This is a genomic window from Sphingobacterium sp. UBA6320, assembly GCF_002440335.1.
In the GTDB taxonomy this organism is placed as follows: Bacteria; Bacteroidota; Bacteroidia; order Sphingobacteriales; family Sphingobacteriaceae; genus Sphingobacterium.
Window position 1 is genome coordinate 75,288 of sequence record NZ_DJTA01000006.1, and the last position, 13,634, is coordinate 88,921.

Here is a 13,634-nt window from a genome sequence, read left to right on the forward strand (position 1 = left end):
ATTCATGTGTGTAAATATGTCAATTTGTAAGTTATTTAGCCCGTTAACTACAACCGTAATCCTTATCTTTGTACTATGTCTGAACACACTATTTTGGAACAAGAAACAATTGTGGCCTTAGCTACAGCAAGTGGTAATGGTGCTATCGCAGTTATTCGTCTCTCAGGAAAAGATGCAATTGTGATTACCAATCAGGTATTTAGAGGAAAAGATTTATTAAAACAACCCTCACATACCCTTCATTTTGGTACAATTCGTGACGGTCAGGAGATCATTGATGAAGTGTTGGTTTCACTATTTGTTGGTCCCAATTCCTATACTAAAGAAAATGTGGTAGAAATTTCTACACATAATTCAAAGTATATTATTGAAAGAGTCATGAGCTTACTGATTAGAAAGGGAGCTCGCGCTGCTAAAGCTGGAGAGTTTACACTTCGTGCTTTTTTGAATGGTGGTATGGACCTTTCTCAAGCAGAGGCAGTTGCGGATTTGATTGCCTCAAACTCTGCCGCTTCTCATCAGATTGCGATGCAGCAAATGCGGGGAGGTTTCTCCAATCAATTGAAAAAGTTAAGGGACGACTTAATCCATTTTGCATCCTTGATCGAATTGGAATTAGATTTTTCTGAAGAAGATGTTGAATTTGCAAACCGCGATCAATTGAAAAATCTGATCAAAGAAATTAATCGGGTAGTAAGCCAATTAATCTCATCCTTTGAACAAGGAAACGTACTGAAGAATGGAGTGCCAGTAGTAATTGCGGGTAAGCCTAATGTGGGTAAATCGACTTTATTGAATGCTTTATTAAATGAAGAGCGCGCCATTGTATCCGATATTGCAGGTACTACAAGGGATACTATTGAAGATGAAATAAATATTAAAGGGATTACATTTCGATTTATTGATACGGCTGGTATCCGCGAGACAATCGATGTGATCGAAGCCAAAGGTGTAGAGCGAACACGCGAGAAAATGAAGCAGGCACGTTTGATCATCTATCTATTTGATCCGACCCAAGATCAAGTGCAAGATATTCAAAATCAGATCACTGAAGTTTCGGTATTAAATATTCCGTTTGTTACGATTATTAATAAAGCAGATTTGCTTACACAAGAACAAAAACTACAATTTGATCTCCTTAAACCACTATATATATCTGCAAAAGAGCAAATAGGGGTGGAAGAACTTAAAGATGAACTATTGGCACAAGTAAATCTGGCGAATTTAAATACGGATGATGTTCTAGTGACCAACATTCGACATGTAGAAGCTTTGCAACATACCCGTTCATCCTTAGAACGTGTGCTGTATGGTATTGATAATCCTGTAACATCCGACTTTTTAGCCATGGATATTCGTCAATCTTTATATCACTTAGGAGAAATTACAGGATCTGTTTCAACAGATGATTTACTTGATAATATATTTTCAAAGTTCTGTATCGGGAAGTAATTTGAGAGCTCTTTAAGAAACTTACTCTTACTCCGAATATATGTTTGATAAAAGTTTACCAAAGTAATACAATATCTTTCCAATAATCGATGAAGATGTTGAAAATACAAAAAAGGCCGTTTAAGATTAATCCTAAACGGCCTTTTTTGTATAATATTAGTTTTAAAAAGATTCTTTGGATCTTGCAATTTACATATTCAATGCTGAGACGTTTACACCAACTTCTCGGATATGCTCATCTTAACGGAACAAGTTGCAGTTTATATCAGCGTAAATATAAGTTTATGTTTACCTGAGCCTAGTTGTATAGTTGCTTGGTCTTTTACATTGGTTGGGGTATAAAATGTAGCTGTAGTATTAGCTGGTATCACAATATCATAGGTTATAGTCTTCTTGTTTTTTTTCCATTTAGAGATAATGGTGCCATAAGCTGATCGATGCATTACTTCAGATTGATCAAGCGCATTCGGGAATATCGGTTTTAATAAAATATGTTTAAATCCCGGTTGAGAAGTGTCAGGTAAAATACCTCCCAGAGACTTAAAGAACCAACCGCCTATTTCACCAAACATCATATGGTTATCCGATATATCCCTTTCAGCTTGCAGATCCCAATTCTCCAGCAATGTTGTAGCTCCATTCACAACCCACCAGCCCCATGAAGGGTAAGTGTCCTGTACAGCCACTTGATATGCCGTTTCCTCATAACCATTATTTTTTAAAGCATTTAATAAAGCTTTTGCTCCTAGCACACCAACATCCAGATGAAAATCTGTTTCTTGAACTTTTTTGTTCAGATTGGCGGCTACCTGAGATTTCATATCCTCAGGAACAACGTCCCAATGCAACGGCATACTTAATTCTGTTTGCGTTCCGCTTGCATAAATTCCAGTTGATAGATCTAAAAATTTATTATTGATGGCATTTTTGATTTTTTTACTTAAAGCATCATATTTCACATAATCATCCTGTTTGCCAAATAGCTTCGCTGCAGATGCCAATATGGTCGCATCAACGTAGAAATAGATAGAAGAGGTAAGTTCAAGATTGGATGTTGATTTTACAGGTACCCAGTCTCCTCTACCAAAGGTAGTCAGTCCCTCTGGGCTTATGCGGGACACGTAGTTAACATAGCGTTTTATATTTTCATAACAATCCTCCAATAGCCTACTATCTCCGTAAAACAGATATATTTGCCATGGGATAATGGCGATTGTACTGGTCCAGTCCAACCCATTTGCAGTGCCATATCCCCATCCTCCTGTGGGAATAATATCGGGCAGTACCCCATTGGGTTGTTGTTCATCGCGATGATCAGCTAACCATTTTTCATAAACTGTAATACCATCAAAATTGTATAGAGCAGTTTCAATAGCGAGATGTCCATCGCCTGTCCAACCATTTTTTTCTCTTTGTGGACAATCTGTTGGATACCCCATTAAATTAGAAAGATAAGCGTTATTGGTTACTTTCCAAAGATCATTGACCAGTTTCGAAGATGTCTTGACTTCGCCAATTGCATCAACATCACTATGCATGAAATAAGAAGTAATTTTTAAATCTTGAAGTGCAACAGGTTCTGTACTGGTTATCTCAACATAGCGAAATCCCTTATAATTAAATTTAGGAGTGAATTTATCCTCCTTTCTACCACTTAGAGTGAAGATATCCGTTTGGAAGGGATCTGTAGCCTTATCGCCGCGAAAATAAACATCGATATTAGCTAAATTAATTCGACCACGATCATTCAGACGTTCTCCATGTTTTATTTTCAGTATCGTTCCAGCAGCTCCTTTTGCTTTCACTTCTGTTACACCTGCCATATTTTGACCCATGTCAAATACATAAGTTCTATTATCTATTTTTTTGATGGAAATTGGTGAACAGGGGGTGATTAATCGAATTGGTACTGTTTGTTGAGAAATAATAAGATCTGCCGGAGCGCTCCGATATTTCACACCTTTCCATTTTGAGTCATCAAAATGAGCTTTATTCCAACCATCCTGTTCTAATCTTGCATCATAGTGCTCGCCCGTATAAATACTATTATAAGTGATCGGTCCAGCAGAAGTTTTCCAATCTTGCTCAGATACAATCGTTTCTTCGGTACCATCTGTATAGACGATACGCAAATCCATGCAAAATGCCGGACGATTTCTCCAAGGTGCTTTATCGAAATCCCATACTGCCAGAGATTGGTGATTGTACCAACCATTTCCCAGAATAACACCAATAGCATTTTCACCCGATTGCAATTGTTTTGTGACATCATGTACAACGTATAGTGTGCGTTTGTCGAAACGCGTATACATCGGATCAAGCATGTTTTTACCCACCTTTTCTCCATTTAGAGACAGCTCATACAACCCTGCTGCCGCAATATATGCTCGTGCAGATTGAATTGTTTTTTTTATTTCAAATGCCTTTCTGAAGTATGGAGCTGCTTTGTGATGGATGTCGTGATGGTCACTAATCCATGAACCTTTCCAATTCGATCGTCCCATCATCCCAGTTTCAAAAGTGGAAACTTGCGAAGAAGTTGGTTTTCCGTCTTTGTCCCACACATTCACTTTCCAATAATACTTTGTTAAGGGATTAAGCTTTTTACCCTTATATACAGCAATAATATCCGATTTGAGCTGCTTCCCGGTATTCCAACTTTCACCGATATTATGAGTAACAGCTATTGAATCTGTTCCAATAACGATTTGATATGCCGTTTGCATAGCGTCTTGCCGGGTATCTTTAAGCATCCATGTCAATCTGGGATTTGGAATATCTATACCCAAAGGATTGCTGAGATGTTCGCATTTCAGTCCTATCGGTTCACAAATGTTTACATTCTCTTGTGCATATAGATGAGTATGTATGACTAGGTATGTAATAAATAAGGCTATCTTCATTCTAAATGGTTTATTATCCTCTCTTATTGAATAAGCAATCGCTTCATCGAGTATTTGAGATGGTCAGTTTGGTTTATATCTAATGTAAAAATACATTTTTACTTAAATATTTAACAATGCTAATGCGATTTAGTGATTAAATAAATGGTTTATCCAAATTTTAATGATTTTTATCATTCTGATTCAAGTAATCTTTTAGCCGATCAATCGCGGTTAATAGCAGATCGTTTTGTAACTTATTTAATATATAAGGAAAACATATACTGACCATAAAATCTGGTTATTTTTTGTAAATAATGCTTCTAGCTAACGATAAACAAGATAAATCAGGTTTTATATGATGGTCTTTGGTTGCTATGATATGTGTATTTATGAAATGTCTTAATATACAGTAGTTTGAGTCAAACAATATTTTTTCTATATTAGAAAGTATAAACTAAACAAAAACCTAAAATCAGCTGATTTTTACTTAAGGATAACATGAAAACTGAAAAGTAATAAGCTATTCAATTAACCATAACTTCATAGCGTTTTCATGTGATCTCTGAAAAATTGGGGCTACTGTATGATCATGAATAGACAAAAATTTCTTAAAACGTCAACATTACTAGCTGCGTCGGCATTATTATTTAAAGGAACTCAAGGGCTTGCTCAAACAAAAGCAATCCGTATTGGGGTGATCGGTGTGAATGGAATGGGGTGGTCTAACTTAATGGCTATATTACAAAATAAAAATGTGGTCTGTACAGCACTGTGCGATGTCGATGAGAATGTGCTTAAAAAGCGTATTGCTGAACTGGATAAACGTAATATAAAAGTTCAATCTTATATTGATTACCAGGCATTGTTAAAAGACCAAAATGTAGATGCTGTCATTATTGCGACGCCCGATCATTGGCATTGTTTGATGATGGTAGATGCTGTAAAAGCAGGTAAACATGTTTATATAGAAAAACCAATAGGCAATTCGATCAAAGAATGTGAGGTCATGGTGAGTGCTGCTCAGAAATACAATGCCATTGTTCAGGTAGGGCAGTGGCAAAGAAGTCAACAGCATTTTGAAGATGCGATGAAATTTTTACATGGTGGCAGTCTAGGTAAGGTGCGGATGGTTAAAGTGTGGGCATATCTAGGTTGGAAGAAAGATGTTCCAATTGTACCAGATACCGCAATTCCATCAGGAGTACATTATGACCGTTGGTTAGGTCCCGCTCCGAAAAGACCATTTAATATGAATCGCTTTCATTTTAATTTTCGTTGGTTTTGGGATTATGCAGGCGGCTTGATGACAGATTGGGGAGTACATATGCTTGATTTTGCACTCATCGGGATGAAAGTTTCTGATCCACGCTCTATTATGGCAGCTGGAGGTAAATTTGCCTACCCAGAGGATGTCGAAGAAACTCCTGATACCTTGACCACTTTGTATGAGTTTGATGGGTTCAATGTGCAGTGGGAGCATGCCATTGGGATTGATCAAGGTCCTTATAATAAAGGGCATGGAGTCGCTTTTATAGGTAACAACGGAACTTTAGTGCTCAATCGACAAGGTTGGGAAGTATTGCCCGAAGGCAATCGAATGCAAGGAGTTCCACTACAAAAAGCAAAAGACGATGGATTGGAAAGACATATGAACAATTTTGTGGAAGCGATCTTTGCTCAAAACAAAGCTATACTCAAAGCACCAATTGAAGCTGGTGCACATATTGCTGTTTTATCACAAATGGGAAATATTGCTTATAGAACAGGCAAAAAGTTGTATTGGAATAAAGATAAACAACAATTTTCAGATAAAGAGGCCAATAGATACTTAGCTGCAGCTTACCATAACGGCTATACATATCCTAAAATTTAGATTTAGTAATCTTAGGATGTTTATTTAAACTAAACCTGTAGCGGAAAACCGTTATTAGTAAAAAGTTTAATGACATCAATAAAAATCATACAGATCAGAAATATTAAAATATAAACCTAAAAAGGACTTAACCAAGTAAATTCTAATTATGAATAGGAGAGATTTTATAGATAAAAGTGTGAAGGCTAGTTTGGCTTTTACAATTGTTCCCCGATCGGTATTGGGAGGAGTAAATTTTATAGCACCTAGTGATCGGATCAACCTGGCATATATCGGAGTAGGTAAGCAGTCTTATACCCTTATGAATGGGTTAGCGAATTGTATAGAGGTATTGATCCATGCGGCATCTGATGTCGATTCTAAAAAGTTGAATAATTTTATTTTAGAGACGACTAAAACACAGACAAATTTGAAAAAACCATCTATCCAAATGAAAGGTTATGGGTTATATCGCGAGCTGTTGGAACGTAGGGATATCGATGCTGTGGTCATTGCTACTCCCGATCATTGGCATGCACAAGTTGCTGTAGATGCAGCTCGCGCAGGAAAGGATATCTATTGCGAAAAACCACTAGCATTGACCATTGCCGAAGGCCGAGCGATGGTTAATGCGAGTAAAAAGTATGATCGAGTTTTTCAAACAGGAAGCATGCAAAGATCTTCTTACAATTTTAGACAAGCAGTGAATCTGATACGAAATGGATATATAGGGCAGGTGAAGGAAGTCAACGTCGCCATAGGAGAACCGGTGAAACAATGTGATCTACCAACGATGCCAGTTCCAAAGGAACTGGACTGGGATATGTGGGTCGGACCATCTATGTATCGTGGATACCATCCGATATTAGCCCCAACGCTGGAAGATCCAGAGTGGGCTGGTTGGAGATGGTACCGCGATTTTGGTGGTGGTTATATTGCAGATTGGGGTGCGCATATGTTTGATATCGTGCAATGGGCTTTGGATATGGATCAAAGCGGACCAGAATTATTTCTCCCCCCTAAAAAACCGATGGCTCAACATGGCCTTTCATTTATTTATAAAAATGGTGTAAAGGTCAATCATACGCCTTGGGGAGAGCACAATGCTATACAGTTTATCGGTACAGAAGGTAAGATAGAAGTGAGCCGTTCCTTTCTCCGAACAAGTCCAGAGCGTTTAGCCTCTCTTAAGTTGACTGCACAAGATAAACTTGTTTATCACAGTGATAATCATTATCAAGACTGGATAGATGCCATTAAGAAAAGGTCAAAACCTATATGTGACGTTGAGATTGGGCATCGTACAAGTTCGGTTTGTAATGCCGTAAATATTGCATATGAATTGCAAAAGGATTTAAATTGGAATCCTGAAAAAGAGGAGTTTAATGATTATTCCGCTAACTTAATGAGGAGTAGATCATATCGGGGAGAATGGGATTTTAATGCATTTTAAAGAAATCAAGTGATTTTCCGTGCGTCCCAAGATCGCTGCTGCTTCTTTGGGACAGATACATAGACGATATTTATTTTTCATTGTAAGTTTACTTTGAGGGATGATCTTTTGACCAGATCATCGTGTGAATGAATATGGATGGTGTGGTACCGTACACAGACATTCCATCTCAAACTATCTGCTAGGCAAGGATCAAGCATTCATACCGTATGGGTAAGGCTTGTTTGCCTATGTGCGGTATTGACATCGGGTAAGAGTATAGTAAGTGCATGGTAAGTGTATCAAACACCCTGTTTTAATACTCTATCTATGCACTATCTATGCTTTACATATGCATATGCCATGCTTTATCTATGCATAGCATCTACTTGACCGATCCGGTATGACGTTTCAATTTTTGCAAAGCAGGTTTGATTCCTCTCCAGAAAAATGCTGTTATTGGTTATTGGTGTACTGAAATAAGTTTTTCCTATAGAAATCAGTTTTATTCCTGATGATTTAGATTTTTATGGCCTAGGATGAAGTAAAACGGTATCATTATTCCCCATATTTCAGCCTATCTCCACTTTTGGACCTACTGCTCTTGGATGGATGGCCATCTTCGTAGTGTCAAAACAATAATGTCATGGCAAGAGGAGAAAGTTTAATCAAATTCAATGGAACGATCGGTGATCTTTCCTTTTACAAATCAAAAAGTGCGAGTTACCGAGCACGGATGAAAATACGACATGTCGAACAGATCAGCATTTCCATTCTACTGGGACCCGAAGCCATCTTGCTTCATGAGTCCTATTATTAATGGTGGGCATGTTTTTTTGAGTATTATTGTAAAAAAAGATATCATCCAATCACTCTGGGATATCTTTTTTTTGGAGCTTAAATTTTAGAATTTGGAACGATAGGTCATCGTACAATTGGAAATTAATTTGAAACAGCGATAATGCTTTCAAATACTTTATCCATAAAGAGTACCGTATCCATATTTTTTTCATACTTCCTATGCTCAAAGAGAAGTTCAAAATTGCCGTTATATTTCATTGCAACAAGTTCAAATTTGCGTAGTTCTAACCAGCTTGGGATCTCCTCTATAGCGGGTACTGCACAGGTGATGGTTTTAAAATTCCCTTGTTGCGTAATGATATAATGAACATGGACTGGAGTAGAGGTCTTTTTCGGGTAGCTGACCATAATGTTTTGTTTCATACTGAATATAAAAATGTAATAAATAGTTGATGCTGCTCACTACGAAGAGTCAGAATCGCTAAGTGCAGACGATCTGCCTAAAGCCAGAAAGATAGAAGGAGAGATGTCGTTATCAATGAACGAGGACGTAGCGTAATCTCAGTTTTTTAATCACATTTCTGTAAGATACTGAAATTAAGTTGAATAAACAAATTTCGGAACTTGACTATATATGAAAAAGATATTCTTATATAGGTGAAAAGATACTCAAAGTATTTGATAGGAAATCTTGGAAAATGAAAAGTATTTTTATTTCTAGAGTATTAGCTCTTAAATTGATATGGGTAAGTACAGGTCTACAGCTTGAATGTGAAACTCACGATGTTCAAGCCAAATACAGATAGGGAGATTGGGGCATGATTGTTAAGGATTAGTCTTTACATCATATCGGCTTAGATCTGGTCGGTAAGAGTTAAAAATAAAAAAAATTGATCAGCTCATGATAGCGGATCAATTTTATATATCATCATTTATTAAAATAATTTATTATATCATCCAGCGTAAGATACTTGCTCCCCAGGAAAATCCAGCTCCAAAAGCTGTAAGCATTACTAAATCTCCAGTTTTCATCAATTTAACATTTTCCCAAATACATAACGGGATAGTAGCTGCTATGGTGTTACCGAGATATTCAATATTGCTTAAAGTACGACCCTCCGGAATATTCAATGATCTACCTACAGCATCAATAATGCGTTGATTTGCTTGGTGGGGTACCACCCAGTTTACATCTTCAACCGTTATATGATTACGCTCCATTACTTTTGTACAAGCATCGCTCATGGATTGAACTGCTTTTTTAAATACCGTTTTTCCATCTTGGCGGAGGTATCTTTTTTGAGTATCGTTGTCCGCTAAACAGATCGGATATTGCGTTCCCCCAGCTTCAATATTTAAAAATGCACGTCCATCTCCATTACTTTGAAGATATGCATCCATGATGCCACCTTCTGTAGAAGGTTGCAAAAGCACTACACCAGCACCATCTCCAAATAAAATATTCGTTGATCGATCATGGATATCAACATAGGTACTGATATTATCAGCACCCACAATCAGTACATTTTTGTACCGACCTGTCTCTACAAGTGAGGCGCCCATATCCAAAGCATATAAAAATCCTGAACACGCTGCATTAATATCAAATGCCCAAACATGATTAAGACCTAACTTTTCTGCAATAATGTTTGCAGTTGCAGGCATCGGCATATCAGGAGTGGAGGTCGCGACTAAAATAGCGTCTACTTCATCCAGATTTTTACCATACTTTACAACAAGATCTTCAATCGCACGAACAGCCATGTCCGAAGTCGCCAATTCATCTTCTAAAATGCGACGTTCTTTGATACCTGTTCTTTTGATGATCCACTCATCATTCGTATCACATAATTTTTCTAAGTCAGAATTTGTTCGTTTATTTTGAGGGATGTAACCTCCAATTGCGGTAATTGCAGCGTAAAGTTTATTCGGGAGAGTTGTATTCATATATTATGGTTATCATATTCAAGTATGATCCGCCTTTTGTAATTTTAGTTTAATCTTATTTTATCGCCAATGCGTTTATTTATTGTTATAACCTTTATTAATCTTCCAAAAAAGACTTGTAAAGGAGGTGTAAAAATAGAATAATTTATACAACAGTATGAAAAATATTAAGATTGTGACAAAATCATTACGATGAGCCTCTTTTTTTGAACCGAATCGCAAAACGGTCTAGTATTGATACCGTCTTAATTTTAATGTTTAGAATTTAATTTTGATAAAGAGGATGTTTGCAAAATATATGAGATTATTGTAATGCGGATAAAACATGCTTCAAAACAGGTAGTTATCATGATCTTTCTCTTCAGTAATATTTTAAATTGAAACTTTCACTATGCATTTTTATGAAAAATATTTTTTAACACCTTTATATTAAAAACAGTTTGCTTAAATTGTTGTCAACTATTCGCATTATTAAATAAATATGGTAACACCATTTTCGATTCAAAGTCAGCTTGAAAATAGTCAAGTTAGATTAATTCCAGTTCAGCAAGATGACTTTGAAAGACTCTATGCTGTCGCTAAAGATCCTAGAGTATGGGAACAGCATCCCAATAAAAATAGATTTGAACGGTCTGTATTTGCAAATTTCTTTGAAGGCGCTCTGCTCAGTAAAGGTGCATATTTGATACAAAATAAACACTCAAATGAGATATTAGGAAGTACACGATTTTACAATTATAATGCAGACGAGAAAGCGATTTTCATTGGCTACACATTTTATGGCACAAAGACATGGGGTCAAGGTATTAATCCTCAAGTAAAAAAAATGATGCTTGATTATGTGTTCGATCACGTTGATATCGTTTATTTCCATGTTGGAAATACTAACGAGCGGTCTAAAAAAGCAATGGAAAAATTAGGAGCAAAAAAAGTCAGATTGGAAGAAGTAGCATATCATGGTGAACCTAATCGTATCAATGTACTTTATGCCATTAGAAAAGAAGCATATCGTGATAGATAGCCGTATTTTTGAAATGAATAAATTTACTGCATAAAGGAGTGTATTTTTATATTTGATCTGTTGATCTTGAGCTTAATCTAGTTTTCAGTATTTCTAGACTGATATTCATAAAGATTTCAAATACTATTATTGCTAGCCACTAGTAAACCTGCTGATATATATTGTTTTATGGTCTTGACCAAATTATAGTAGGTATTAAAATGATATGCTCAATGAGAATTGGAAATTATTTATTTTTTACAAAAATCAACAACAGTGTGCATTTTTTTTAAATGATTGCTAAGAGAGATTGAATAAGTTTGTAAAAAAAATAAAAAATACTTCTATTGATTATTATTATTACTGTATTGAAAATGTGGTAATGCTGTAACTGTTTCATATGCTAGTGCTTAGGTGTGAGAAAATAAGTTAAATTTGTATATAGCTTAATATGCAAATGGAAACTTACGGTAACCCAGTATTAAATCAACTACCTCAACATTTAAAACGTTATATCGTGCCACAGCACTATCAGCGTTACACAGCGATTGATCAAGCAGTATGGCGATATGTCATGCGACAAAACTATGCTTATCTCCGAGATATTGCCTATTATCCCTATATTCCCGGGCTTCGTAAAGCAGGATTGACTATTGAGGAAATCCCAAATTTGCAAGCTATGAATGATAGCCTCAAAAAGATAGGATGGGGAGCCGCAACCGTTGATGGATTTATACCCCCAGCGGCCTTTATGGAATTTCAAGCCTATCGGGTACTCGTTGTGGCTGCAGATATACGTCAGATTGAACATATTGAATACACACCAGCACCAGATATTATCCATGAGTCATCGGGGCATGCTCCAATTATTGGAGAACCTGAATATGCCGCATACTTGCAATATTTTGGAGAAATCGGTACAAAAGCGATGTTTTCAGAAAAGGATTTCGAATTGTATGAGGCCATTAGGCATTTATCTATTCTCAAAGAAAGTAGTAGTGCCACTATCAAGCAAATTGAAACGGCTGAGGGAAAACTATTTGATATCCAATCTAATATGGGGGAGCCTTCCGAGATGGCATTGCTTAGTAGACTACATTGGTGGACTGTCGAATATGGATTAATTGGGACTGTTGACGATCCCAAAATTTATGGTGCAGGATTGCTGTCGTCCATTGGTGAAAGCGCATCATGTATGCGTAAAGAGATTCCCAAATTACCTTATACTCTCAAGGCATTAGACTACTCTTATGATATCACTAAGCCGCAACCTCAATTATTTGTTACTTCAGATTTCAATCAATTGCGTGAAGTATTAGATCAATTTGCAAATACCATGTCATTTCGTATAGGAGGAAAATTAGGATTAGAAAAAGCTATTGCCTGCAAAAACCTGTGTACAATTGTATATAGCTCAGGCTTACAAATATCTGGTCTATTTCATCCAGGTATCGTCGATGAAACCATCGCATATATCAAAACAGTAGGACCTACCGCACTCGCATATCAAGATAAACAACTCATGGGGCATGGCAAGTCATACCATGCTGATGGATTTAGTTCCCCAGTTGGGCGTCTATCGGGATCTGATAAAGCATTTGAAGATTTCGATGAATCTGATATGAACCGTTATGGTATTGAGATAGATAAGGAGAGTATATTCCTATTCGAATCTGGGATTGAGGTAAGAGGAATAGTTCGTTCCATAGTGAAGCAAGATAACAAAATTCAATTGATTACTTTAGCACCTTGTCAGGTTATCGATAGTCGGTCTTGTCAGATCTTATTTGATCCCGAGTGGGGAACTTATGATATGGCAGTAGGTGAGCATATTGTCTCTGTTTTCTGTGGTGCAGCAGATAAAGAAGCCTATGAGCAAGGAGTCTCCGTATCTGCAAATAAAACAATTGTTCAAGAGCAGGATGAAGTTGGAAAAGCTAAAAATAAATTATATAGTTTAATTCGGCAACGTAGAAAAGGAGAATCGCAAATTTCATTAACAGAAATCTATGAAATGATTGCGCAAAATTTTTCAATGGACTGGTTAGCCTATGTCGAAACATTAGAATTGGCTGTACATGATCAACATGAACACTTAGCAAAGCAAATCGAAAATCGACTTCAAGAAATTATCAGTCATCATAAGCACTTGAGAAAATTAATTTTGGATGGCATACAATTAGCTAAAAATAATCAAATAGCATTGCTTCTTAGTAAATAACCTTTAGCTTTCTTTAGTGGTTAGCTTTAAAGTTTGAAAGTATA

Annotated in this window: 9 protein-coding genes; 6 read left to right on the forward strand and 3 right to left on the reverse strand. The window is 36.5% G+C overall.

Annotation, left to right across the window (positions count from 1 at the left end):
• Positions 1-75: 75 nt before the first annotated feature.
• Complete coding sequence (gene mnmE / locus B3P23_RS02355; protein WP_045753722.1) at positions 76-1,452, forward strand: tRNA uridine-5-carboxymethylaminomethyl(34) synthesis GTPase MnmE; 1,377 nt, start codon at positions 76-78, stop codon at positions 1,450-1,452.
• A gap of 260 nt (positions 1,453-1,712) precedes the next feature.
• Here the strand turns inward: mnmE and B3P23_RS02360 are convergent, their stop codons facing one another.
• Positions 1,713-4,355: an alpha-L-rhamnosidase gene (locus B3P23_RS02360; RefSeq protein WP_293924218.1), complete on the reverse strand. Its 2,643-nt coding sequence runs from the start codon at positions 4,353-4,355 to the stop codon at positions 1,713-1,715.
• Between the two features lie 571 nt (positions 4,356-4,926).
• Here B3P23_RS02360 and B3P23_RS02365 point away from each other — a divergent pair.
• The 3 genes from B3P23_RS02365 (at position 4,927) to B3P23_RS02375 (ending at position 8,441) form a co-directional block, all read left to right on the forward strand.
• Positions 4,927-6,210 (forward strand): Gfo/Idh/MocA family protein, encoded by a 1,284-nt coding sequence (locus B3P23_RS02365; protein WP_248755852.1) that lies wholly within the window; start codon positions 4,927-4,929, stop codon positions 6,208-6,210.
• A 148-nt stretch (positions 6,211-6,358) separates the two neighbouring features.
• A complete protein-coding gene (locus tag B3P23_RS02370; RefSeq protein ID WP_293924222.1) occupies positions 6,359-7,642 on the forward strand; it encodes a Gfo/Idh/MocA family protein in 1,284 nt (427 codons plus the stop codon).
• A gap of 625 nt (positions 7,643-8,267) precedes the next feature.
• Positions 8,268-8,441 carry a hypothetical protein gene (locus B3P23_RS02375; protein ID WP_293924224.1) on the forward strand — a complete coding sequence of 58 codons (174 nt, stop codon included), beginning with the start codon at positions 8,268-8,270 and terminating at the stop codon, positions 8,439-8,441.
• A gap of 122 nt (positions 8,442-8,563) precedes the next feature.
• Here B3P23_RS02375 and B3P23_RS02380 read toward each other — a convergent pair whose 3' ends face one another.
• On the reverse strand, positions 8,564-8,845 hold the full coding sequence (locus tag B3P23_RS02380) for a hypothetical protein (RefSeq protein WP_045752696.1): 282 nt from the start codon (positions 8,843-8,845) through the stop codon (positions 8,564-8,566).
• A gap of 525 nt (positions 8,846-9,370) precedes the next feature.
• Entirely contained in the window at positions 9,371-10,369 is a 999-nt protein-coding gene (locus B3P23_RS02385; protein ID WP_045752697.1) for a beta-ketoacyl-ACP synthase III, read from the reverse strand.
• Positions 10,370-10,850: 481 nt separating this feature from the next.
• Between B3P23_RS02385 and B3P23_RS02390 the strand changes: the two genes are divergently transcribed.
• Together B3P23_RS02390 and B3P23_RS02395 are read left to right on the forward strand one after the other, a co-directional pair.
• On the forward strand, positions 10,851-11,390 hold the full coding sequence (locus tag B3P23_RS02390) for a GNAT family N-acetyltransferase (RefSeq protein ID WP_293924231.1): 540 nt from the start codon (positions 10,851-10,853) through the stop codon (positions 11,388-11,390).
• Between the two features lie 430 nt (positions 11,391-11,820).
• Positions 11,821-13,590 carry an aromatic amino acid hydroxylase gene (locus tag B3P23_RS02395; RefSeq protein ID WP_293924233.1) on the forward strand — a complete coding sequence of 590 codons (1,770 nt, stop codon included), beginning with the start codon at positions 11,821-11,823 and terminating at the stop codon, positions 13,588-13,590.
• Positions 13,591-13,634: the final 44 nt, after the last annotated feature.

Coding starts and splice junctions, on each gene's coding strand:
- mnmE (WP_045753722.1), top strand. CDS start 76: ATGTCTGAACACACTATTTTGGAACAAGAAACAATTGTGGCCTTAGCT.
- B3P23_RS02360 (WP_293924218.1), bottom strand. CDS start 4,355: ATGAAGATAGCCTTATTTATTACATACCTAGTCATACATACTCATCTA.
- B3P23_RS02365 (WP_248755852.1), top strand. CDS start 4,927: ATGAATAGACAAAAATTTCTTAAAACGTCAACATTACTAGCTGCGTCG.
- B3P23_RS02370 (WP_293924222.1), top strand. CDS start 6,359: ATGAATAGGAGAGATTTTATAGATAAAAGTGTGAAGGCTAGTTTGGCT.
- B3P23_RS02375 (WP_293924224.1), top strand. CDS start 8,268: ATGGCAAGAGGAGAAAGTTTAATCAAATTCAATGGAACGATCGGTGAT.
- B3P23_RS02380 (WP_045752696.1), bottom strand. CDS start 8,845: ATGAAACAAAACATTATGGTCAGCTACCCGAAAAAGACCTCTACTCCA.
- B3P23_RS02385 (WP_045752697.1), bottom strand. CDS start 10,369: ATGAATACAACTCTCCCGAATAAACTTTACGCTGCAATTACCGCAATT.
- B3P23_RS02390 (WP_293924231.1), top strand. CDS start 10,851: ATGGTAACACCATTTTCGATTCAAAGTCAGCTTGAAAATAGTCAAGTT.
- B3P23_RS02395 (WP_293924233.1), top strand. CDS start 11,821: ATGCAAATGGAAACTTACGGTAACCCAGTATTAAATCAACTACCTCAA.